Source organism: Psychromonas sp. KJ10-5 (assembly GCF_055808325.1).
The window spans coordinates 1,598,301-1,621,522 of sequence record NZ_CM147864.1; the positions used below are offsets into that span (position 1 = coordinate 1,598,301).

The 23,222-nt window shown below is 38.1% G+C and carries 19 protein-coding genes; 4 read left to right on the forward strand and 15 right to left on the reverse strand.

Annotated elements, in window-relative coordinates:
- Nucleotides 1–178: 178 nt before the first annotated feature.
- The 7 genes from AC0L3W_RS07130 to AC0L3W_RS07160 form a co-directional block, all read right to left on the reverse strand.
- Nucleotides 179–1,987, reverse strand: coding sequence for a DUF3466 family protein (locus AC0L3W_RS07130; RefSeq protein ID WP_409439300.1), 1,809 nt, complete (start codon nucleotides 1,985–1,987; stop codon nucleotides 179–181).
- Nucleotides 1,988–1,994: 7 nt separating this feature from the next.
- Nucleotides 1,995–3,905 carry an ATP-binding cassette ATPase Uup gene (uup, locus tag AC0L3W_RS07135; protein ID WP_409439299.1) on the reverse strand — a complete coding sequence of 637 codons (1,911 nt, stop codon included), beginning with the start codon at nucleotides 3,903–3,905 and terminating at the stop codon, nucleotides 1,995–1,997.
- 217 nt (nucleotides 3,906–4,122) lie between these two features.
- Complete coding sequence (gene rlmKL, locus AC0L3W_RS07140) at nucleotides 4,123–6,390, reverse strand: bifunctional 23S rRNA (guanine(2069)-N(7))-methyltransferase RlmK/23S rRNA (guanine(2445)-N(2))-methyltransferase RlmL (protein ID WP_409439298.1); 2,268 nt, start codon at nucleotides 6,388–6,390, stop codon at nucleotides 4,123–4,125.
- A 303-nt stretch (nucleotides 6,391–6,693) separates the two neighbouring features.
- On the reverse strand, nucleotides 6,694–8,043 hold the full coding sequence (locus tag AC0L3W_RS07145; protein WP_409439297.1) for an 8-oxoguanine deaminase: 1,350 nt from the start codon (nucleotides 8,041–8,043) through the stop codon (nucleotides 6,694–6,696).
- Between the two features lie 449 nt (nucleotides 8,044–8,492).
- Nucleotides 8,493–9,131 (reverse strand): uridine kinase, encoded by a 639-nt coding sequence (gene udk, locus AC0L3W_RS07150; protein ID WP_290037587.1) that lies wholly within the window; start codon nucleotides 9,129–9,131, stop codon nucleotides 8,493–8,495.
- Between the two features lie 141 nt (nucleotides 9,132–9,272).
- Nucleotides 9,273–9,629, reverse strand: a complete 357-nt coding sequence (locus AC0L3W_RS07155; RefSeq protein WP_409439296.1) for a VanZ family protein — start codon at nucleotides 9,627–9,629, stop codon at nucleotides 9,273–9,275.
- 18 nt (nucleotides 9,630–9,647) lie between these two features.
- Nucleotides 9,648–10,520: a DnaJ C-terminal domain-containing protein gene (locus AC0L3W_RS07160; RefSeq protein ID WP_409439295.1), complete on the reverse strand. Its 873-nt coding sequence runs from the start codon at nucleotides 10,518–10,520 to the stop codon at nucleotides 9,648–9,650.
- A 419-nt stretch (nucleotides 10,521–10,939) separates the two neighbouring features.
- Between AC0L3W_RS07160 and AC0L3W_RS07165 the strand changes: the two genes are divergently transcribed.
- Both AC0L3W_RS07165 and AC0L3W_RS07170 read left to right on the forward strand, forming a co-directional pair.
- Nucleotides 10,940–12,454, forward strand: coding sequence for a catalase (locus AC0L3W_RS07165; RefSeq protein WP_290037582.1), 1,515 nt, complete (start codon nucleotides 10,940–10,942; stop codon nucleotides 12,452–12,454).
- Nucleotides 12,455–12,621: 167 nt separating this feature from the next.
- Nucleotides 12,622–13,116, forward strand: coding sequence for an ankyrin repeat domain-containing protein (locus AC0L3W_RS07170; protein ID WP_409440416.1), 495 nt, complete (start codon nucleotides 12,622–12,624; stop codon nucleotides 13,114–13,116).
- On the opposite strand, the gene AC0L3W_RS07175 is transcribed toward AC0L3W_RS07170, so the two are convergent.
- The 6 genes from AC0L3W_RS07175 to leuC all read right to left on the reverse strand — a co-directional run bounded on the left by AC0L3W_RS07175 (nucleotide 13,106) and on the right by leuC (nucleotide 18,319).
- Nucleotides 13,106–13,348, reverse strand: coding sequence for a cysteine-rich CWC family protein (locus tag AC0L3W_RS07175; protein ID WP_290037581.1), 243 nt, complete (start codon nucleotides 13,346–13,348; stop codon nucleotides 13,106–13,108). The genes AC0L3W_RS07170 and AC0L3W_RS07175 overlap by 11 nt on opposite strands.
- 66 nt (nucleotides 13,349–13,414) lie before the next feature.
- Nucleotides 13,415–13,945: a hypothetical protein gene (locus AC0L3W_RS07180; protein WP_409439294.1), complete on the reverse strand. Its 531-nt coding sequence runs from the start codon at nucleotides 13,943–13,945 to the stop codon at nucleotides 13,415–13,417.
- 50 nt (nucleotides 13,946–13,995) lie between these two features.
- Nucleotides 13,996–14,442, reverse strand: a complete 447-nt coding sequence (locus AC0L3W_RS07185) for a DUF3010 family protein (protein WP_409439293.1) — start codon at nucleotides 14,440–14,442, stop codon at nucleotides 13,996–13,998.
- 131 nt (nucleotides 14,443–14,573) lie between these two features.
- A complete protein-coding gene (locus AC0L3W_RS07190; RefSeq protein WP_290037579.1) occupies nucleotides 14,574–16,103 on the reverse strand; it encodes an alpha-isopropylmalate synthase regulatory domain-containing protein in 1,530 nt (509 codons plus the stop codon).
- Nucleotides 16,104–16,289: 186 nt separating this feature from the next.
- On the reverse strand, nucleotides 16,290–16,910 hold the full coding sequence (gene leuD, locus AC0L3W_RS07195; RefSeq protein ID WP_290037577.1) for a 3-isopropylmalate dehydratase small subunit: 621 nt from the start codon (nucleotides 16,908–16,910) through the stop codon (nucleotides 16,290–16,292).
- 11 nt (nucleotides 16,911–16,921) lie between these two features.
- Entirely contained in the window at nucleotides 16,922–18,319 is a 1,398-nt protein-coding gene (gene leuC, locus AC0L3W_RS07200) for a 3-isopropylmalate dehydratase large subunit (RefSeq protein WP_290037575.1), read from the reverse strand.
- A gap of 464 nt (nucleotides 18,320–18,783) precedes the next feature.
- Here leuC and rnd point away from each other — a divergent pair, with 464 nt between their 5' ends.
- Nucleotides 18,784–19,902 carry a ribonuclease D gene (gene rnd, locus AC0L3W_RS07205; RefSeq protein WP_290037573.1) on the forward strand — a complete coding sequence of 373 codons (1,119 nt, stop codon included), beginning with the start codon at nucleotides 18,784–18,786 and terminating at the stop codon, nucleotides 19,900–19,902.
- A 62-nt stretch (nucleotides 19,903–19,964) separates the two neighbouring features.
- A complete protein-coding gene (locus AC0L3W_RS07210; RefSeq protein WP_409439292.1) occupies nucleotides 19,965–21,347 on the forward strand; it encodes an AmpG family muropeptide MFS transporter in 1,383 nt (460 codons plus the stop codon).
- 70 nt (nucleotides 21,348–21,417) lie between these two features.
- Here AC0L3W_RS07210 and AC0L3W_RS07215 read toward each other — a convergent pair whose 3' ends face one another.
- Nucleotides 21,418–22,386, reverse strand: coding sequence for a flagellar motor protein MotB (locus AC0L3W_RS07215; RefSeq protein ID WP_290037569.1), 969 nt, complete (start codon nucleotides 22,384–22,386; stop codon nucleotides 21,418–21,420).
- Nucleotides 22,386–23,159, reverse strand: coding sequence for a flagellar motor protein PomA (pomA, locus tag AC0L3W_RS07220; protein WP_290037567.1), 774 nt, complete (start codon nucleotides 23,157–23,159; stop codon nucleotides 22,386–22,388). Before pomA ends, AC0L3W_RS07215 begins: the two co-directional genes overlap by 1 nt.
- Nucleotides 23,160–23,222: the final 63 nt, after the last annotated feature.

A 23,222-nucleotide genomic window follows, 5' to 3' on the forward strand; every position in this document is an offset into this window, starting at 1 on the left:
GTATTTTATTAGTTATTTAACAAAATATTCATTACGCTTCGTAGCGATGTTGCTTAATATGAACCTTTAATATGACACTTTCATTACATATGAATTATTTTATTCACAAAAAAACAAAAGGTTTATCACCTTTCAGCGATAAACCTTTTTTATCAATCATTTAAACGTTTTTTTAAATTTAAACTTTGTTTTTATTAAGACGACGAGCGAATGCTAATGGTAAAACAAGTAACCATAACCATAAAGTCGCCGCACCACTTCGAGAAGAATCTGAGTCAGAGTCCGCTAATGTTTCAGAGTCCCAACAATTCGGGCTATCATCTGGGTCCATTGTCGTACTTGGCGTTAACTTCACCATGATTGCTGTGGCGTTAATGCTACTGTTGTAGTCACTGTCACTGTCGTATTGGAAACCTTCTGCTAACACAACACCATCATCGTTGATCGCTGTAGCACTCTCTAAACGAATTAATGGGTGAGTCACTACACCATCATCATCTTCTGTACATAGTAAGTCATCAATAAACCAGCTATCACCCGATGTATTGTCATAAAGGAATGCACTTTGGGTACGAGGGCTACCACCTACAACAGGATCTGTTTGATCGTATGCATCTGCGCTACCGACAATTAAGCCATTTTCATTCATGTCATAACCATAGCTATTTGCACCACGATACGAAGCACTATCACCCGCTAAACGTTGTTTAGTTGATAACACTTTAGTGTCTTCTAACGGAATGCTAATACTGTCATTATCGATATCATAAATGAACATTTCGATAGGATAGTTAACATTTTTAGTCGAACCATACTGACGATTACCCATCACGACATTCTCATCGGTAATACTTTCCGCCCATGAGTTGTAATAAGTCGTATCGTCATTTTTATCATAATCACCAGTTGAATCAGATTCATCCGTCGCATCAACAATCACGGTTGGCGTATCGTAAGCACCGTCATCATCAGGCGTCATGATGATCGCACGTTGACGGCCACCTTCATCACTATCAGATAACTCATAGGTTGACACTCCCACAGCAACACCTGAACTATTGATATCAAATGCAGCAGCACTGTATGTGGCATCACTACCGTCACGCGTAGTATTATCATCTAACCATTCAGTCGCTAGTGCAAAACCTTCAATTTCAGTCGCACTGCTATCATACTCCCAAGCCCAAGCTTGTGTATCGAAGCCTGGACAATTCACTAAGTAGTTCAAATCATCTAAGTCATCTTCATCACCTTCGTTATAACAAAGGTCAAAATAATCACTATCGCCACCTGCTAATGATTTACTTGCGTTACCAACGATCAGAGTTTTAGTCTCACCATTGTTATAAGTCACATCACGCATACGATAAGCACTACTAAAGCCGCCTTCATCGTCATCAAACGCAGTTGGAATTAATGAGATAGTTGCATAGCTAGTACTTGGGTCAACAACAAAGGCTCGACGTACGTAATCGCGTTCGCCATCGGTGTAAGGGCCTGAACCATAACCAACAGCAAAACTACCTTCATCAGAATCGACAACGTCAGTAATTTTCACATCTGTATCGTCACCAAAGCCTTCTATTTTTACGTTATTAGTTGCCGCTAAAAAGTAACTTGTTGCATCGGTTTCGTTATTGTCTATCTCAGCGCTTGTTGTACGCCAGGCTTGATAGCCATTGTCATAACTAGCATCGGTAGAATCTTCACTACCGTAATAGATTAATTCACAAACCTCATCATCATAGAAACATTCTTGGTTGAAGGTAAAAGGCAGACCGATATCAATGTTTTGATCAAGATCCGCTTTTAAAGCATATACACCCACTGTATCGCCTGCTTCAGTAATCGCAGATGGAAAAGGCCCGTAATTACTGCCTGTCGTATCTGGAGACAAAATCTCATATTCATAATAAGAGGAAGTCGCAGCCCAAGCATTACTAGTAGATAGTAATGCAATAAATGAAATAGCTTTGCTGTAATTCATGTTAAAATTATTCTCCGTTTTGTAATTCGTCCAACTCTTCCCAACGGCTAAAAGCATTTTCTAATTTTTGTTCTGTTTCTGCTAATAACGCTAAGAATTGGTCAGCTTCTTTTTTGTCTTTAGTAAAGAATTCAGGCGTGTTAATAGTTTCCTGTAACTCCCCTACTTTCTCTTCCAATTGCTCGACTAATGCAGGCAAACCATCTAACTCTAGTTGTACTTTGTAAGATAGCTTTTTCTTTTTAGGCGATTTAATCGCTGCTTTTTCAACTTTTGCTGGCGCTGGTTTAGCTTCTTTAACGACTTGTGCAGGCGCTTCACTTTGCGCTTTGTGACGTACCGCATCACTGTACCCGCCAACAAACTGTTGAATATTGCCATTACCATCAAAGAACCAGGTGTGAGTTACTGTGTTATCAACAAAACTACGGTCATGGCTAACTAATAACAATGTACCTTGATAATTTGCTAATAACTCTTCTAATAACTCCAGCGTTTCGACATCAAGATCATTGGTCGGTTCATCGAGAATTAAGAAATTACTTGGTTTTAAGAAAATTTTGGCTAATAACAGACGATTCTTTTCTCCACCAGAAAGTGCTTTAACAGGTGTACGTGCACGATCAGGATGGAATAAAAAGTCTTGTAAATAACCGAGGACATGGCGTTTATTACCATTAATTTCAACTTCTTGCTTACCTTCAGCAAGGTTGTCGATCACGGTTTTTTCTGGGTCTAAGGCATCACGATATTGGTCAAAGTAAGCCACTTCTAATTTAGTGCCACACTTCACTGAACCTTGATCAGGTTCAATATCACCCAGTAATAGTTTAAGTAGCGTACTTTTACCGCAACCATTACGCCCCACTAAGGCGATTTTATCGCCACGCATAATGGTAGTATCAAAGTCTCGTACAATACGAAGGTCTTCATAACTGTAAGATAACCCTTCAGTTTCAAAGATGATTTTCCCTGAACGAGCCGCTTCATCAACCACAATTTTGGCTTTACCTTGCACGTTGACACGTTCAGAACGTTCTTGGCGTAACGATTTTAACGCACGTACACGTCCTTCGTTACGTGTACGACGTGCTTTAATGCCTTGGCGAATCCATTTTTCTTCAATGGCTAACTTACGGTCAAATTCAGCGTTTTGTTCATCTTCGATACGTAGAGCTTCTTCTTTAGCCAACAGGTAAGCTTCATAGCCACCTGGCCATGAACTTAATTTTCCGCGGTCAATATCCACAATACGTGTTGCTAAACGACGAATAAACTCACGGTCATGACTGATGAAAACAATTGAACCTTGGAAAGACATTAAGAATTGTTCAAGCCATTCAATCGTCCCAACGTCCAAGTGGTTAGTAGGCTCATCTAGTAGTAATAAGTCAGGATCATTCACTAAGGCTTTAGCCAATGCGACTTTACGTAACCACCCACCTGATAACTGATCTAAAGTAATTTCTGGATTGATCGCTAAGCGATCCAGTATTTGGTTGATTTTCGAATCTAATTGCCAAGCATCAAGTTGGTCTATTTGCTCTTGAAAACGCTGTAATTTATTAAGCTGCTTTTCGCTACAATCTTCAGCAACAACACTTAGTTGTTCGTGATATTGACTTAATACTTTACCGGCATTTTCCATGCCAGAAGCAACATAATCATAGGCGCTCATCACACTGGCTGTTGGTGGATCTTGCTCTAATCGTGCAACTTTAACATCATTGTTTATCAGTAATGTCCCGTCGTCTAATTGAATACGGCCGTCTAATACTTTTAATAATGTTGATTTACCTGCGCCATTTCGGCCTACTAAACAAACTCGCTCATTGGCTTCAATCACTAAGTTTGATTTATCTAATAATGCTCCGCCACCAAAGGCGAGTTCTGCGTTATGTAATGTTAATAATGCCACGTTAATTCACTCTCGTTAATGTGTCTTTGTCTTATGCTTGGGAGGTTAAATTCTGATCCCTGCTAATTAAACATGTTAATTAACCTAGTACCAGCTATCCAGCCTCACTAAGATAAAATTGTTGTCTTTATTGAACGTCAAAAGGCCAATCAATATTGGCCTTTATATTTAGTCATATTGTCACTGCATATTTTGCAGGTTAATTAATACCATGACCTTAATCGCGTTTAGTTAATAACCAACACTGATGAATTTTATCATTGCCTTTAAAGTCTTCAGGAATAGAAGCTTTGCTGATATCTTTCACATAAAAGCCAAGAGCTTTAATGGCCTCGATATCAAGTTTAAATCCACGTTTATTATTAGAGAAGATAATCTCCCCTTGTGAATTCACTCGCTCGCTTGCCGCTGTCAGTAAGGCAACATGATCATCTTGTACATCAAATACATCACTCATACGCTTTGAATTTGAGAATGTTGGCGGATCGATAAAGATCAGGTCATACATTTCATGAGCATGTTGTAACCATTTAATACAATCTTGTTGAATAAACTCATGTTTACCTTTGATACCATTTTCTAGGAAATTCTCTTGCCCCCAGTTCAAGTAAGTATTTGACATATCAACACTGGTTGTTGACTTAGCGCCACCTAATGCAGCATGCACTGATGCTGTTGCTGTGTAACAAAATAGGTTTAAGAAGTCTTTACCTGCAGCCATTTTGCCTAAACGTAAACGTGTAGGGCGATGGTCAAGGAACAAACCAGTATCTAGGTAATCTTGTAAGTTCACAATGATTTTAGCCGGGCCTTCTTGCACTACTAAACGTTGTTTTTTACTGTCTAACTTTTCATACTGTTGTCGCCCTTTTTGACGCTCACGCACTTTAATGATCAGCTGATCATCGGTTAGATCTAATAGGTAACGCGTTGTTGAAACAATATCTAAGAAGCGACGGCGAACTTTTTGTGCGTCGATTTCTTTTGGAGCACGGTATTCTTGAATAATTAAATATTCATTGTAACGGTCGATAGCAACATTATATTCTGGTAAATCAGCATCATATAAACGATAACATTGAATACCTTCACGCTTTGCCCATTTATCTAAACGTTTCATATTTTTCAATAAACGGTTAGCAAAATCTTCCGCATAAATGGCAGGCTTTATCTGTTTAACTTCTTTAAACACTAATTCAGATTCAGACTTTTCCGCCATTGGGAACTCTTGAGCAGCTGAAATTGTGCCCCAAGGGTTATCCTCCGTTGACTCTTTATAAACAACTTCTGCTTTTTTAGGAGCTTTAGTTGTTGCTGCAACGTCTGCAATTGCTTCCACATTACGCTTTGGAGAAATTCGGTAGTTTTTAAGCACACATTCAATAGGACCATTGAAGAATTTATAACTACGTCCTGCACGCATACCTAGACAACTTAACAGTTCAGTATCCATAGCGAACATGCTTAAGTTCCAACCTGCAAAAGCATCTTTAAAATGATGTCCAAGCTCGGTGTATAAAGTAATAGTGTCACTAAAGCCACCTAAACGCTCACCGTATGGTGGATTTGAAATCACCATACCCGTTGTTAACTCTTCCGGCGGCATCACTTTTTTGGCATCTTGCACGCTAAATTCAATCAGCTCAGCTACTCCTGCACGTTGTGCATTTTGACGTGCGATACTGATCATATCTTTACTTAAATCTGACGCATAAAAACGCGCATCACAATCATTAACGGCACGTTTACTATAAACTTGTGCGCTTGTTTTAAGCGTTCTCCAAGTTTCTGCATCATGCTTTTTCCATTGCTCGAAACCAAATTTATCACGCAACGTACCCGGTGCAATATTCAATGACATCATTGCTGCCTCGATCACTAATGTTCCTGAGCCACACATAGGATCAAGTAGCGCTTCACCTTTCCATCCACTGCGTTTAATAATACCTGCTGCTAATGTTTCACGTAATGGCGCTTCACCGGCAATAGTACGGTAACCACGTAAATGTAATGGAGATCCAGATAAATCAAGGTAGATGGATGCTTTATCTTTGAACAAGCGACCATTAAAACGGATATCAGCATCGCGCTTTTCCACGTTAGGTCGCTGGTCAAATTTCTTACGGAAGCGATCCACGATGGCATCTTTAATTTTTAATGCACCAAACTGCGTATTACGAATCTCATCATTGCTTCCTGAAAAATCAATAGAAAAGGTTTTATCTACATCAAAATGGCTTTCCCATGGAATGTTGCTACAACCTAAGTATAAATCCATTGGATCGATTACTTTGAATTCACTTAACTTAAGCAAAACACGAGACGCAAAACGCGACCATAAACACACTTGGTAACCTTGCTCTAATGAACCGTCAAAGCTAACACCACCAGCAATTTGCTTAGTATTTTCAATACCAAGATCTTTAAGTTCTACTTCTAATAAAGGCGCAAGCCCTTTCGCTGTTGGGATAAAATAACTGAACATAGACGCTCTCATGCAATTGTTGAATAAAAAATAGCGCGTATTATACCTTGCAAAAAGGATTATCCCTATGGAATTTTCAGCTGTTTATTTACTATAGTTAATCGATGAGTTTTAGCTTAGCTGATATTAACTTCAAAAAGATTAAACTACATTGCTTTGTTATTTAATTTGATTGATAAATACAAAAAAATTAACAGGTTAAGTTATACTTATTAAACTAATGCAGTTGAGATTTGATACATTATTTACCCTAAAACAAGCCTTAATAAATTGTTTAAGGCTTGTTTGATAACCTTTATAATTTTACAACACGAGACTTTTAGCCGCTTGACTATGCCGCGCTTGCATATCTTCCAGTTCATGATGAATGAGTAATCCAGACTTTATTTTCCATTCACCAGCAATCATCACACAATCAGCTTTATGTGCTCCGCATAAAATTAACGCGGCTAAGGGGTCATGGGCACCAGAGAAGCGTAATTCATCAAGTTTAAACAGAGCTAAATCAGCCTGTTTTCCAACAGCCAATTCGCCAATATCATCACGACCTAAGACTTGTGCAGAGCCTTTTGTTGCCCAATACAATGCATCAAGGTGTGAGACTTCGTCTGCTTGATAAAGTAAACGGTTAATCATCAGCGCTTGGCGCACCTCTTGAATCATATTCGAACCATCATTAGAGGCAGAACCATCGACGGCCAGCCCCACTGGCGAACCTGCTGCCTGTAATTCCTTGGTTCTGCAAACACCAGAAGCGAGGATCATATTAGAAGATGGGCAATGTGCAATGCCAGTTTTTGCTGCACCCAGTCGTTTAATCTCTTGGTCATTAAAATGGATACCATGGGCAAGCCATACATCCGATGATAACCATCCTACAGACTCTAAATAATCAAGTGGACGTAACCCAAACGTTTTTAAACAAAAATTGTTTTCATCCTCTGTTTCAGCTAAATGTGTGTGTAACCGCACTTGGTTATGACGTGCTAGTTTAGCCGTCTCTATCATGAGGTCAGTAGTTACTGAAAAAGGTGAACATGGGGCTAATGCTAATTGTACTTTAGCCCCCTCTCCGCGTTGATGAAACTGGGTGATCACACGTTGGCAATCATCCAAAATGGCAACATCGCTTTGTACTGTTGATTGTGGTGGTAATCCACCATCCTCTTCACCTAAGCTCATAGAGCCACGTGTTAACATCACACGATTTCCAATTAGTGTTGCTGCGGATACTTGAATATCTATCGCTTCAGTTAATGCCTCAGGAAAAAGGTAATGATGATCAGCAACGGTTGTACAACCTGATAATAACAATTCAGATAACCCTAACTCTGTCGCCGCATGTAACATAGCTGGCTGTAGTTTGGCCCAAACTGGATATAAGGCTTGTAACCAAGGGAACAAACGCTTGTTTAGAGCCGCAGGAAATGCTCTGGTCAATGTTTGATAGAGATGGTGATGAGTGTTGATTAAACCGGGAAGTAGAATGTGTTGGCTAGCATCAAAGTATTGGTCGATATCATGAATCGGCTCACTATTTTTTGGCACTAACTCAATGATGATCCCATCTTTAATCACTACTCCATTACTCGCATCCTGCTGATTAGCTGTGAAAGTTGAAAGTGGTTTTTTAATCCATAACGTTGTAGACATCTGTTCACCTTTATAAAAATAGAGCGAACGATAATAAGAGGGACTTAAGTAGTAAAGATAAGCTTCTCAGTCACCTACACCTGTAATATTAAGTAACCAAGCCTTTAAAATTAGCTAAATTAATCAATAGAATAGGGTTATATCGTCGCGATATACTAAATAGCAGTGACTTGCGTGTTAATCTGCTGAGAGATTATATTGTATCGGTTTATTGACGAATTAACATACAATTATAAGTTTTTAAGCGATATTTATATTATTTATTGAGATTAAAAAGTATGAAAAAGTTAAAAAAGCAGACTGAAAAAGAAATTGCAGAGGGCTTCCGCTGGCAACGGGAGCTTGCCAACTAAAGCTAGCAATCTTAAAAGATGTATCGTAATCAATAAAGGTAAAACAAAAAACGCTTCATAACGAAGCGTTTTAAGAGCACTAATAACCGTAAAAATTTACTTGTTTAATAAGTATTTAATACGTGTTTTCAAGATATCTGTGGCGATTCTATTTTTACCACCACGAGGGATAATGATATCAGCATGCTGCTTAGATGGCTCAATGAACTGCAGGAACATAGGTCTTACTGTTTTTTTGTACTGTGCCATTACAGAGTCTAATGTTCTTCCTCGCTCCATAATATCACGCGTTAAACGACGCATTAAACAAATATCCAATGGGGTATCAATAAAAATGCTTGCATCAATTTGTGTACGTAACGTTGAATCAGTCAGTAATAAAATACCTTCAATGATAATGATTTTTTTAGGTGATAAGTTAATTACTTCATCGGTACGAGTATGTTCAGTATAACTATAAACTGGAATTTCAACGGATTGGTTATTTTGTAAAGATTCAATGTGCTGACTTAACAATTCATGGTCAAAGGCTTTTGGGTGATCGTAATTGGTTTGTACACGCTCTTCCATTGGCATGTGTGATTGATCTTTATAATAAGCATCTTCAGAGATAATGCCTATTTGATCCGTCCCTAACTCTTGGCGAAGCTCATTACAGATTGTATGTGCAATCAGACTTTTCCCTGAGGCTGAAGCCCCTGCAATTGCAATAACGACACAGTGATTTTTATTCAAAATTGACCTTTATAAAATATATTAAGTTTAATTGGAATGGCCCTATTAACATGGCTCATCACACCATGTTTACATTAACAATACTGGTGATAGCAATACTATTAAGTAAATAGAGTTATCCTTCAGTATAGAGTGATAAATTTATTCCGCTGGGCAAACACGGTTAACAAAATAAGCAAAAACACTACCGCAGATTAAGCCACCAATATTAGCAAACAGATCCATCCACTCACCGTATCGGTTTTGGTATGGTTGTATCAATTCGATGGCTCCACTGAGCAACGTAAACAATAAAACGACAACTATCCAGTAATTAGGCTTTTTCAACATTAATGGAAAAACTAAAGCACTATAAGCAATAAAATGGTGCGTTTTATCACTACCAGGGACAGAGGGTAACTGCTCCATAGGAGTGAGAGATAAAAAGGTAATTAATGAGGCTAATATAAATGATAAAAGTACCCAATAATTTCTAATCAACTGTAATAGTAAGCTCATAAATAATGTCCAGCCTAGTTAAGCCATCGATTCAGCTAACTCAGTTAATAACTTGTGTTGCTGTTCTGTTAATTCTGTCGGAGTTGGGATCACAACGGTGTAAATTAAATCGCCTACTGCATTACTATTCATAGCTTTAACACCACGGCCTTTAATTCGGAATTTACGACCAGCTTGTGTGCCAGCAGGAATTTTTAAATTAATGTGTCCCGTAAATGTCGATGCTTTAGCCGTACCGCCAATGGCTGCCGTTGGGAAGTTTGTTTCTAAATCACAGTATAGGTCATTGCCTTTACGAACAAAGAACTCATGCTCTAATAATTCAATTTCAACAAACAGATCTCCACGAGGCGCACCTAAAGTACCTGGGTTACCTTGACCAGCAACGCGCACTCGTTGACCTTGATTAATACCAGCAGGGATGGTCACCCCCAGTGGGTTGGTTGTGTTTGGCAAACGAACTTCTTTAGTGCAACCTTCTACACATTCTTCTAATGTTAATTGCGCTTTTAGAATGATATCAGACCCGTTTTTTGGTTGAGGTCGACGCGGTTCTTGGCGTTGTTGATGACGCTGTCCGAACATATCACCAAACATATCATTAAAGTCACCGCCTTGACCAAAACCTCCCTGACCGAAGCCTCCGCGTCCACGAGCCTGGCCATTTTCAAAAGCACTGTGACCAAAGTCGTCGTATTGTTCGCGTTTTTCAGGATCACTTAAAATCTCATAAGCATCTTTCACTTCACGGAATTTTTCTTGTGCGACTGGGTTATCAGGATTTCTATCTGGGTGATACTTCATTGCCAGTTTTTTGTAAGCTTTTTTTATCTCTTTATCAGATGTTGTTTTAGTAACACCTAATACTTCATAACAATCACGTTTTGACATTCTTTTCTCGATAATTCCATGGTAATAACATAATGCACATCAAAGCGGGCGAATTATAGCGCAACTAATTTAAAATCACATAAAAATTGCGACTTCGATCGGACAAAGTACTATCAATTTTCCCTCTCTATCAATAAGAAGTGGAGCAACTACCTCCTCGCTTTATTTTAACCTTGAAAATAACTAACTGTTTTTATTGTTAAAACTGGCCACTTTAAGTGAATCCATAGGCGGTAGGATTTATCTTCATATTTTCTATGCTTAACTATCTAGCAAAATAAACAATAAGTAAAACTTATGATAAATAAACAAATAGTCGCCAAAACCTATCAATTGTATTCGCACAAACGTTTATATTTTCAATCAAAATATCCTTAATATCCAGCCACTTGTTACAAAAATGTTTAAAGGAAATAAATATGAAACATAAATTTAACTTATTAGTGCCTGTTTTCGGGTTAGCTACCATTTTTAATGTCAATGCAGAAGTAATGACAAAGGATAATGGAGCTGCAATTGGAGATAATCAAAACTCATTAACAGCTGGCGCTAATGGTAGTGTTTTATTAGAAGATGTTCATTTGATTCAAAAATTACAACGTTTTGCACGCGAACGTATACCTGAGCGTGTGGTACATGCACGTGGCACAGGCGCACACGGCGTATTTGTTGCGTCGACTGATTATAGTGATGTCACTACTGCTGCTCCCTTTGAAAGTAAAGGTAAAGAAACTGCCGTATTTGTGCGTTTTTCTTCGGTTATTCACCCTCTTGGCAGCCCTGAAACATTACGTGACCCAAGAGGTTTTGCAACTAAGTTCTACAGTGATGAAGGAAACTGGGATTTAGTCGGTATTAATATACCAGTCTTCTTTATTCGAGATGCAATTAAGTTCCCTGATATGGTTCACTCACTTAAACCTTCTCCTGTTACTAATATCCAAGATCCTAACCGCTTCTTTGACTTCTTCTCTCATGAGCCGGGATCGACCAACATGTTAACTCGTGTGTTTAGTGATAACGGCACACCAGCAAGTTACCGTGAAATGGATGGGTTTGGCGTTCATGCTTATAAGATGATCAATGATGAGGGTGATGTTAAATATGTAAAATTCCATTGGAAAAGCCATCAAGGAATTAATAATTTAGATGCTGATCAAGTAAAAGAGGTGCAATCGACTGATACTCAGCATATGACACGTGATCTTTATACTAATATTGCTGAAGGTAATTTTCCGAAATGGGATTTATATATTAAAACCCTAAACCCAGCAGATTTAAATAAATTTGACTACAACCCATTAGATGCAACAAAAACCTGGGAAAATATAAAAGAAACTAAGGTAGGTACGATGACCTTAAATCGTATACCAGACAACTTTTTTCAAGAAACAGAACAAGTTGCGATGGCGCCTGCAAACTTAATTCCAGGTATTGAACCTTCTGAAGACCGTTTATTACAAGGCCGTATTTTTTCATACGCAGATACACAGTTATATCGATTAGGTGCTAATCATCAACAGTTACCGATTAACCGTCCAATTGTACCTGTTGTAAACTACAACCAAGGTGGCGTAGGTAATGTCGGTAATACGCAATCAGATATAAACTACCAACCTAACTATGAAGGTGTTTCTGAAGATGTCAAAGCGCGCCATAGCACACCAAAGCTTGTGGGCAATGTACAACAAAAAGCGATTTATAAAACATTGGACTTTGCACAAGCTGGTGAACTTTATCGTTCATTTACGGATCAAGAGCGTCATAATTTGATACGTAACTTATCGGGTGATTTGAGTGCTGTTAAAAACAAACAGATCCAACACAAGATGTTAAGTCACTTTTACAAAGCAGATACTGAATATGGAACACGTTTAACTGAGGCTGTTAACGGTGATCTTGATAAAGTAAAAGCAATCGCTGCAACACTATAAATCAGTAAAAAATGGGTAGGTGAATATCAATAAAATACTTCTACCCTTTATAACCAGGTTAAAAGAGGAAAGATATGTTTACTATTAAGTCAGTAATTTCGAATCATAGAAGATCGAAGACAAATTGGGTGTTTGCTACTATCTTTCCTCTTTTTTTATTAACCGCTATGTCTACAATTACTTTTGTTCAGGCAAGTGAAATAAATGAAAGCACCGCTTATAAAGAATTAATGCCTTATTATTATGCAGCTGCACGTACGGGTGATAATGAAATTATTACAGAATTTTTAAACGCTGGTTTACCAGTAGATATTAAAAACAATAAAGGTTATACCGCTTTAATGATTGCCACTTATAATGGGCAAAAAAACATAGTAAATAATTTAATCGAAAATGGTGCAAATGTATGTATACAAGACAATAAAGGTAATACAGCATTAATGGCCGCTGTATTTAGAGGCGAACTTAGCATCGCTAAAACATTAATGTCAAAAGAGTGCGATGAAAACCAGCAAAATAAAGCAGGTCAAACCGCAGTAATGTTTGCCACATTATTCGGCCGAGAAGAACTACGTGCATTATTAGTCGAACGTGGCGCGGATATTCGCTTAAAAGATAACAGCGGTAATTCAGCAGTAAGTATCGAGCAGGCTAATCAGTAACAGGGTAGGATAAATCTGCTTTATTGGGGAGTGGCTTTTTACAAAAATCATTTGGATTATCAATATAACGACTAATACATACATTGCAAATACAATGCTTGTTTTTAGCTTGTGCATCAACTAAATCAAGTAGAGCTTCTGGAATCTGAACCTTGTTACACCAACAGCCTTGTTTAGCCGTCACATCACAGTTATTTTCTTGTAAGCAAAGTGGGCATGTTAGTTCATTCATTTAAACAGTTCATTTTGTTGAAAGACAACACGCCTCAATAGCAGAAACGTGTTGTGATTAAAGAAGTTAGTGACTAATACATCCATTATCTGCACAAGCTTCACTGTGTACATGGTCTTCTTCTGAGTGCGCACTTGAATAACAAGCAAGCACTTCACTACTTGGACTATAATCGTCTTCGTTACCCGCTAAATAACGAAGATGTTCCCATGTCAGCATATAAGCAAAAAATAAACGATGTTGACGTTTCACTTTAATGTTTTTAGCATCAAATAGCTGGCTGCCAGCATAACCCTGTAAGGACTCAATGATATTTACGAAACGTAACCATGGCTGAGCATTGTTTTTAACAGGTTTGAAGTTCACTTGGTTAAATGCCAGAAGTGCATTCCAAAAATGTTTATTCGTCTCTTTTTGTTCAATTTTCTTTGCCTGTTCAACCAGTGAGAAAAAGCTGCGTTCTGTTGACTGCTCTACCTGCAAGTAATCTTTTAATTGCGTAATTAAATGTAATTCCGCTTGATAGAAAAATAACGCTAAAGATACAGGTTGTTGCGTTTTAAATTGCGCAACGAAATTTTCAAAGCTATTTTCCACTGGTTTCTCCCAAAAATGAATAAGACACGCTCATTGACTGATATATTAATTTAGACACGATGTTCTAAGTAACCAAAAGCCGTTAACATTGCTTGCTCTTGGAACTTTTTAAGTCCTAATTCAACGGCCGTTGGAGAATTTTGTGCTTTCTTTAACCCTTCTTTAATATAGTCAGGTGTAATTACTTGTACATCTAAACCAGCAATCAGTTGTAAAGCACTTTCAATTTTAAAACTTAAAGTGTGACCAGCAAATTTACCTTTTAATGCACGTTGACGAATGATCACTTTATCGACTTGGTAATCTTTCATCAACTGTGCAAAATCAAACTGAAACTTTTTAAGTGGTTCAGTATTGATAGGGTCAGTTAATGTTAGTTTAGTTGTACGCACAGGCGGTACATCATACAAACCATTTTTATATTGCATGATTGCAATAACGGCTTCGTTGCCTGTTAATTCAACACCACATACTCTCATTTTTTTTCCTTTTTTCATTATTATACCAATCACAAAACGACTATGACTGGTATTGTTTATTACATATATTATATGGCGATAGTATATTCGCCAAAACACAAAAGCCCTAATCAAAGATTAAGGCTTTTAACAGATTTAAAATGTTATTTTTACTTATCTTGTAAACGCAGGTTAATCATTCTTAATGTTGCACCAATCCCGGCAATAACCTGGTTAGTATTCACACCACGTGTTGTAAATTGCTCTCCATCATCTTCCCAAGTCACTGAACACTCAGTTAAAGCGCTTGTTTGGCCACCTGGTGGAATACGTAACTCAAAATCAACTAACTCAGGAAATATAAAGTCGTGTTCATTCAGTATTTTTTTCATGGCTTTGATAAAGGCATCAAAACCACCGTTACCACTCCCACTTGCTTTATGAATTTTATCGTTCACACGAACGCGGATACTAACTGTCGACTCTAAATCCAGCCCAGAGTTAATAGAGCAATTCAATAATTCAACATTATTAAAGTCATTACGCTCTAATAAATCAGCAATAATAAACGGTAAATCATCTGCAGTGATCGTCGCTTTTTGATCACCTAACTGCACGATACGTTTCAACAGTTTTTTCTGTTGTTCAGCATCTAAATCAATATCCATCTCTTCTAAGTTTTTTGCTAATGAAGCTTTACCACTCATTTTACCTAACGCATAGCTGCGTGAACGCGCAAAACGCTCAGGTGTTAAAGCAGAAATGTATAAACCACCCTTCTTGTCACCATCGGCGTGAATACCACTGGTTTGTGTAAATACGTCTGCACCTACAATCGGTGTATTGTCTGCAATACGTTTACCTGAAAAGTTCTCTACTAGCTTACTTAAATTATGGATTTCTGATTCATCAATATTAACTTTTTTACCCAGCTTATCTTGCAATACTACCGCTACTTCAGTCAAAGATGCATTACCTGCACGTTCACCTAAACAGTTCATAGTACAATGAATTGAAGATATACCTGCTTTTACTGCATACATAGCATTAGCTGTCGCTAATCCATAATCATTATGTGGGTGGAAATCGAATTTTAAGTTAGGGAAACGTGTCACCATATCACTCAAACTAGCAAATACTTCATCAGGTGACATAACACCTAATGTATCTGGCAACATAAAGTGCGTAATACCCGCATCAGATAACTTTTCAAGCATCTCGTACACATATTCAGGGCTATCTTTGTAACCATTCGACCAATCTTCTAAGTAGATATTAACTTTTAGACCTTTTGACAAAGCATAATCGATGGTTTGCTTCACGTCTGTCACATGCTCATTTAATGATTTTTTTAACTGTTCAGAACAATGCTTTAAGCTACCTTTTGCTAATAAATTAAGTACCTTACCACCAGTATCAGTGATCCAATCAACACTCAATGTATGATCAACAAAGCCTAAAACTTCAATACGTTCCACTAAGCCTTCTTTAGTCGCCCATTTATTTAATTGTGCAACCGCTACTTTCTCACCTTCTGAAACACGTGCCGAAGCCACTTCAATACGGTCAATTTTAAGTCTTTGTAATAGTGCCTTTGCTAGGCTAACTTTTTCAGCAGGAGAAAATGAAACAGCTTGCGTTTGTTCCCCATCGCGTAATGTTGTATCCATCAACTGTACAGTGACGTTATCTTGAGCCATTGTTTACTCCACTATGATTTACTCAGTAAAAACTTATTGCATTAAGGATTAAGATCGATATATCTAGTTATCGATTAATGTTTAAATCGACTTAAAAGCAATAAAATTAAAAGCTTAACGCAATAAGTTTTCGATAAAAAAGGCGCAACAGGTGCGCCTTTTTTGATTGTAACGAACTAAAACAGATTACGCGCTAGGCCATAACCATGGAAGACGTTTTTTGTGCTCTACTTCATAAGCAGAGATTTCTTTTTCGTGTTTTAGCGTCCAAGCGATGTCATCTAAGCCTTCAAGTAATGATTCTTTACGGAATGCATCAACTTCAAAAGAGATAGATAAACCACCTGGTGTTGTTACTTTTTGAGCTTCTAAATCAACAGTAAATTCAACACCTTCGTTTCCTGAAATTTCAGCCATTAGTGCAGCAAGTTGTTCATCAGTCACTACGATTGGTAAAATGCTATTTTTAAAGCAGTTACTGAAGAAGATATCAGCAAAGCTTGTAGAAATAATCGTATTAAAACCGTAGTCAGCGATTGCCCAAGGAGCATGCTCACGAGATGAACCACAACCAAAGTTTTCACCAGCAACTAAGATTTTAGCACCTTGGAAAGCAGGTTTGTTTAGTTCAAACTCAGGATTTGGTGTTACGTTATCCGCAAGAAAACGCCAGTTATGAAATAAGTTAATACCGAAACCAGTACGTTCAACTTTTTTCATGAAGTTTTTTGGGATGATTTGGTCTGTATCAACGTTACTACGATCCATTAACGCTGCGATACTTGTATGTTTAATATATGGTTGCATTATTTTCGCCCCTATTTCCAATCTCGAATGTCTACAAAGTGACCTGCAACTGATGCAGCAGCAGCCATTGCTGGTGATACAAGGTGAGTACGACCACCTTTACCTTGACGACCTTCGAAATTACGGTTTGAAGTAGATGCACTACGTTGACCATCTTTTAATTCATCGCCATTCATTGCTAGACACATTGAACAACCTGGATCACGCCATTCCCAACCAGCATCAATAAAGATCTTATCTAGACCTTCTTTTTCTGCTTGTACTTTAACTGGGAAAGAACCTGGTACAGCAAAGGCTTGAACACCATCAGCTACTTTTTTACCTTTCAGTAATTCTGCAGCAGCACGGAAATCTTCAATACGACCATTTGTACAAGAACCAATAAACACAACATCAATATGGATGTCTGTAATTTTTTGACCTGCATCTAATGCCATGTATTTCAGTGCACTTGCACAAGCTTGAGATTTAACATCGTTAGTGAAGTCAGATGGAGAAGGAACAAGACCAGTCACTGAAATAACTTGCTCTGGAGATGTACCCCAAGAAACTTGTGGTGCAATATCTTCTGCTTTTAATTCGATAACCGCGTCAAACTCTGCACCTTCATCAGAGCGCAGTGATTTCCAATATTCAACAGCAACAGGCCAGTGATCGCCTTTAGGTGCGAACTCTTTGCCTTCTAAGTAATCGAAGGTCACTTGGTCAGGTGCAACAAGACCTGCGCGAGCACCAGCTTCGATAGCCATGTTACACAGCGTCATACGACCTTCCATTGTTAGGTCTGTAATCGTATTACCAGCAAACTCCATTACGTAACCTGTACCGCCAGCAGTACCTGTTTTAGCAATGATTGCTAATGCAATATCTTTTGCAGTAGAGAAAGCAGGTAATTTACCTTCTACTTTCACTAACATAGTTTTTGCTTTTTTCTGTTGTAATGTTTGCGTTGCCATTACATGTTCAACTTCACTCGTACCAATACCAAATGCTAATGCACCGAATGCACCATGCGTTGCTGTATGGCTATCACCACAACAAACAACCATACCTGGATGAACAAAACCATGCTCAGGTACTACGATGTGAATAACACCATTTTGGTTACTGTCCATGCCGTAAAGATTGATTTCGTTCTCTTCACAGTTAGCAGTCATTGTTTCAACTTGTTTTTTAGCGATTACATCAACAATGTTAAAACGATCCTTAGTTGGAACACAGTGGTCAATTGTACCTAGAATACTATGCACGTTACGTACTTTACGATTTTGTAGACGAAGACCCTCAAAAGCTTGTGGGCTTGTTACTTCATGCATTAGATGTCTGTCAACAAACAAAAGCGGAGAGCCTGCTTCTGGTTCGTGAACTAGGTTCGCATCCCAGATTTTTTCATACATTGTTCTAGTCATTGTTTCCCTTACCACACTATTAACCAAACCAAACAAGCTGGATTCATTTATATTGAAGTAAACAGATACTCGTAAACTGTGGTTAACATAATTATTACTAATCACATTAACCACAGTTTACGTCACCCATTTTTTACTGAATCTAAACTGACCAAATATTGAATGGAATTGGTATTACTTAAAAATCTAGTACCGGTTTGCACACATTGCTAATACGAATGATTATCAATAAGCAGATCGCGGTGAATTTGTAAAGTCTTATTCTAAAGGATCAGTCACAAACGTACAATATACCTACTCAAATTTGTGGCTCATCTCTATATAAGTTTATGCAATAATTAATGCTTTTTATGCATTTATAGTATTCTTAAAGAGAAAAAAGATTCTCGATTTTCTAATAGAAAAAATTCAACATTTTCCGTAAGATATAGCCCATATTAGAACTTAAATTAGGCTAAACGTTGATGCAATTCGATATCATCACCACCCAGACACAATTATCTGAATACGTGAAAACTTTAGATAACTCCCCTATCTCTCTAGATACTGAATTTGTACGCACACGTACCTTCTATGCCAATTTAGGCTTATTGCAAGTTTCACAAAATAAAAAAATCGCCTTAATTGATCCTATTGCAATCGGAGATATTGAGGCTTTTTGGCAAGCAATAGATAACAAAAGCTGTATTTTACATGCGAGCAGTGAAGACCTTGAAATTATCAAACAACAAAAAGGCGATCTCAATATAACGCTGTTTGACACCCAAGTCGCCTGCGCTTTTTTAAATCAAGGCGCTTCATTGGGTTACGCGAAGATGGTTGAATCTATTGAAGGCGTTTTATTAGATAAAGGTGAATCGCGAACTGACTGGTGTGCTCGCCCTCTTACTGCTAAGCAACAAGTATATGCAGCTGCTGATGTATTGTACTTGGAGCCTTGTTTATCTGTTTTACAAACTCAGTTACAAGCAAAAGGCATGTCAGAATATTTTGAACAAGAATGCCAAATGATTCTGGATCAAAAAATGCAACCACTTAACCCTGACAAAGCTTACAAATCATTAGACAATCTATTTCAACTAGATAGACAAGGTCTAGCTGTCATTAAAGCATTAGCAAAATGGCGATTAGAAACAGCACAAGCACGTAACCTCGCACTTAATTTTGTCGTGAAAGCTGAACATCTTTGGCTATTAGCCCACTATCAACCTACTAGTTTTAATGACTTAAAACGTCTTAACCTTGCACCCAGTGAAATTCGCATTCACGGTGATCAAGTACTAAAAATTATTGCCGAAGTCGTTAAACAAGACCCAGATTCCTTCCCGCCACTTGTTACGCGTTTAATCGACTTCCCTGATTATAAAAAATCTTTAAAAGCAATTCGTGACAAAATTAAAGCATGTGCAGAACGTCATGAGCTTCCCGTTGAGCTAATTGCTTCAAAACGCATCATTAATGAATATTTAAGTTGGTGCTGGAAGTTAACTAATGAACAGCGTTTAACAGTAAATAAGCCTAAATTATTAACAGGTTGGCGACTTGAGATGATCGGGCATCAATTGGATTATGTTATTAATTAATAATTTAATTCGACTAGGAACATGCCCACTATAAGTTAATTACGCCTTAATTGAGAAATGCGATGCACACTGATATTGCCGAACAAACTGAAAAAACTAGCTGGCTAGAAAGCTGCAAAATCTATTTACAAAAACGTGTCGCTATTTTGTTTTTCCTTGGATTCTCCGCGGGCTTACCCATTTTACTCGTATTTTCTACCCTATCATTTTGGTTAAGAGAGGCAGGGGTTAGTCGAGCCAGTATCGGCTTTTTTAGCTGGATTGCCCTCGCCTATGCATTTAAATGGATCTGGTCCCCTTTTGTCGATCGTTTATCTATTCCTTTATTAACTCAATGGTTAGGAAGGCGACGCTCTTGGCTATTAATGTCACAAATATCAATTACCTTAGCAATTATTGGTATGGCGATGAGTGATCCGCAACAAAACCTAGTATGGTTTGCAGTTTGTGCTTTAGTGGTTGCTTATAGTTCTGCTACACAAGATATTGTTATAGATGCTTTTCGTATCGAATCAGCACCTGAACAATACCAAGCTGCGATGGCAGCGGCTTACATGACAGGTTACCGCTTAGCCATGATCATGGCGGGTGCCGGCTCCTTAGCTATCGCAGCTTGGGCCAGTGAATCTGAAGCTTATCAATTATCCGCTTGGTCACTTTCTTACTTTGTAATGGCTGCATGTATGGCGGTTGGCATTATCACCACCTTTGTTGCAAAAGAGCCAGAGCAAAACCCGGAAAAACAACAAGCTTTACAACAACGTCAAGATGCCATTGAAGCTAAATTAAAACAATCTCAATTGCCAAGAGTATTGGCTCGCTTCATCGCATGGTTAAACATTGCTGTTCTAGCACCTTTCACTGATTTTTTTAACCGCTACGGTAAACATGCTCTGCTAATCTTAGTGTTAATTGGTAGTTATCGCATCTCTGATATTGTGATGGGAATTATGGCAAATCCTTTCTATGTAGATATGGGTTACACTAAAGGTGAAGTGGCAGCTATATCCAAAGTGTTTGGTGTTATCATGACATTATTAGGCGCAGGTTTAGGTGGCATTTTATTAAATCGATATAGCACCTACAGTATTTTGTTTTTAGGTGCTTTATTGGTGGTGATTACTAACCTTATTTTTGCAATACTTGCCTTTGTAGGGAAAGACTTAACCCTGTTAACCTTAATTATATCAATGGATAATATCAGTGCGGGCATTGCAACAACGGCCTTTATTACTTACATATCAAAACTCACTAATATTGAATTTTCAGCCACACAATATGCATTATTTAGCTCAATGATGCTGTTATTTCCGAAGTTTATTGCAGGTTTTTCTGGCGTTTATGTAGATAGTTTTGGCTATGTTAATTTCTTTATTGCTTCGGCGTTAATAGGTTTACCTGTGTTAGCCTTAATTATATTGCTTAAGAAAATAATTGAAGCTTAAATTTTTACATAAGATGTGTAAGTAGATGAGAGTTTCTCATCTACTTATTTAGCACATACCTGATGGTTCACTATTCTACCGAAATCTCATCTGATTCACTGGCTTCACCTTGCATAATCATAATTTCAACACGGCGGTTTCTATTTTGTGCTTCAGTGCTATTACCTTCAACAAGCGGTTTACTATTTGCATAACCGACCACTAGCATCTTCTTGGCACGAATACCGGCTACTTTTAACATCTCCTGTGCTACTGAAACAGCACGTTGCGCAGAGAGATCTAAATTAGAACGATATAATTCTGACTGAATGGGTTCATTATCCGTATGACCAGCAACGGTAACAACACCAGGAATATCGACTAAAATATTTGCTATTTTAGTAATAACAGGCCTAAAACGAGGTTGTAAGAAAGCAGAACCTGCTGGAAAAGCTCCCTTCTCTCTTACACGAATAATCAACTGTTGCCCTAGAGCTTCAATTTCAATCGCACCATCTTCAATCTCTTCACGTAAATCTTCTGCTACCTGTTTCGCCAATGCTTGCTGCTGAGCAGAACTAGGTGTTGATGCTTCTTCTGTTAATTCCAATTGCTGCTCAGATGGATCGGCTGTTGACTCAGCCGCTTCAGCTGATAACACCTCTTTAGTTTTTTCATTTACTTCTATCGCCGTTTCACGGATAGGTACATTTTGTTGTGCACCAGATCGTTCGCTATCCCCATCCTCAAAGTCTAAAGTGGTACTAGTTATTTCTGTTGTTCGTTGCATGATCACTTCAATCGGGGTTGGATCAGGTCTACCAGGTCTAAACTCCTGCGCAATAACAGACGTTCCTTTTGGAATATCTTTAACTTCTAATTGATTTTGTACACCAAAAGCAAAAGACATTGACCCCGCAATCTGTTTAAACTTTAAAACATCCATTTCCGAAAATGAAAGTAATAATACAAAGAAACACATCAATAATGACATTAAGTCAGCAAAGGTACCCATCCAAGCGGGTAACCCCTCGGGTGGACATTTACATTCTTCTTCCATTACTCACCCCCAGCGTCTGCATCGCCGCTACTACGTTTAGATTCAGGTAAATAGTTACGTAATACACCTTCGATTACACGTGGGTTTTGTCCATCTTGAATACCTAACACGCCATCTAAAATAAGGCTGCGATTTAATTTTTCTTCTGCCGCTCTTAATTTAAGTTTATCGGCGATTGGCAAGGCCACCATATTTGCTACCACCGCGCCATATAATGTGGTTAATAGTGCAACCGCCATTGCTGGGCCAATCGATTTAGGATCATCCATGTTGGATAACATAGCCACCAAACCAATCAAGGTACCAATCATGCCCATAGCAGGCGCAACATCACCGAAGTTTTTAAATATATCGGCACCCACTTCATGACGCTCAGCAGTTAATCTAATATCATTTTGTAACGTTTGACGAACGACATCTGCGTCGTGACCATCTACCAGCATATCCACTCCCTTTTGCATAAAAGGGTTGGTTATTTCAGCTTCTTCTAATGCTAAAAAACCACCTTTACGTGCAGCATCAGCCATCTCAACGGTTTTGATAATTAACTCTTCTGGTGAGTCAGTTTTAAACATGAAAGCTTTCATGGCTATTTTCACAGCACCAAAAAATTGCCCAATGTTGTATTTCATCATCACAACAAATGCAGTACCGCCAAATACAATTAGAATAGAGGTAACATCAATAAACATGTCAATTGTGCCACCTAACAGCATTGCCATGACAACAAAGCCAAAGGCACCTATAATCCCAACGAGTGTTGCTAAATCCACAGATTAATCCTTTTAAGTTATTAGTTATCCATCATTTAATAGATAGTATAGCTATTTATAGTT

Excerpts from the sequence above, each read along its gene's own strand:
- AC0L3W_RS07160 (WP_409439295.1), bottom strand. The coding sequence starts at position 10,520 with ATGTCAAAACGTGATTGTTATGAAGTATTAGGTGTTACTAAAACAACA.
- AC0L3W_RS07185 (WP_409439293.1), bottom strand. The coding sequence starts at position 14,442 with ATGAAAAAAGGAAAAAAAATGAGAGTATGTGGTGTTGAATTAACAGGC.
- AC0L3W_RS07170 (WP_409440416.1), top strand. The coding sequence starts at position 12,622 with ATGTCTACAATTACTTTTGTTCAGGCAAGTGAAATAAATGAAAGCACC.
- rlmKL (WP_409439298.1), bottom strand. The coding sequence starts at position 6,390 with ATGTTCAGTTATTTTATCCCAACAGCGAAAGGGCTTGCGCCTTTATTA.
- AC0L3W_RS07215 (WP_290037569.1), bottom strand. The coding sequence starts at position 22,386 with ATGGAAGAAGAATGTAAATGTCCACCCGAGGGGTTACCCGCTTGGATG.
- AC0L3W_RS07165 (WP_290037582.1), top strand. The coding sequence starts at position 10,940 with ATGAAACATAAATTTAACTTATTAGTGCCTGTTTTCGGGTTAGCTACC.
- leuD (WP_290037577.1), bottom strand. The coding sequence starts at position 16,910 with ATGCAACCATATATTAAACATACAAGTATCGCAGCGTTAATGGATCGT.
- AC0L3W_RS07210 (WP_409439292.1), top strand. The coding sequence starts at position 19,965 with ATGCACACTGATATTGCCGAACAAACTGAAAAAACTAGCTGGCTAGAA.
- leuC (WP_290037575.1), bottom strand. The coding sequence starts at position 18,319 with ATGACTAGAACAATGTATGAAAAAATCTGGGATGCGAACCTAGTTCAC.
- AC0L3W_RS07130 (WP_409439300.1), bottom strand. The coding sequence starts at position 1,987 with ATGAATTACAGCAAAGCTATTTCATTTATTGCATTACTATCTACTAGT.
- AC0L3W_RS07155 (WP_409439296.1), bottom strand. The coding sequence starts at position 9,629 with ATGAGCTTACTATTACAGTTGATTAGAAATTATTGGGTACTTTTATCA.
- rnd (WP_290037573.1), top strand. The coding sequence starts at position 18,784 with ATGCAATTCGATATCATCACCACCCAGACACAATTATCTGAATACGTG.
- AC0L3W_RS07145 (WP_409439297.1), bottom strand. The coding sequence starts at position 8,043 with ATGTCTACAACGTTATGGATTAAAAAACCACTTTCAACTTTCACAGCT.
- AC0L3W_RS07190 (WP_290037579.1), bottom strand. The coding sequence starts at position 16,103 with ATGGCTCAAGATAACGTCACTGTACAGTTGATGGATACAACATTACGC.
- AC0L3W_RS07175 (WP_290037581.1), bottom strand. The coding sequence starts at position 13,348 with ATGAATGAACTAACATGCCCACTTTGCTTACAAGAAAATAACTGTGAT.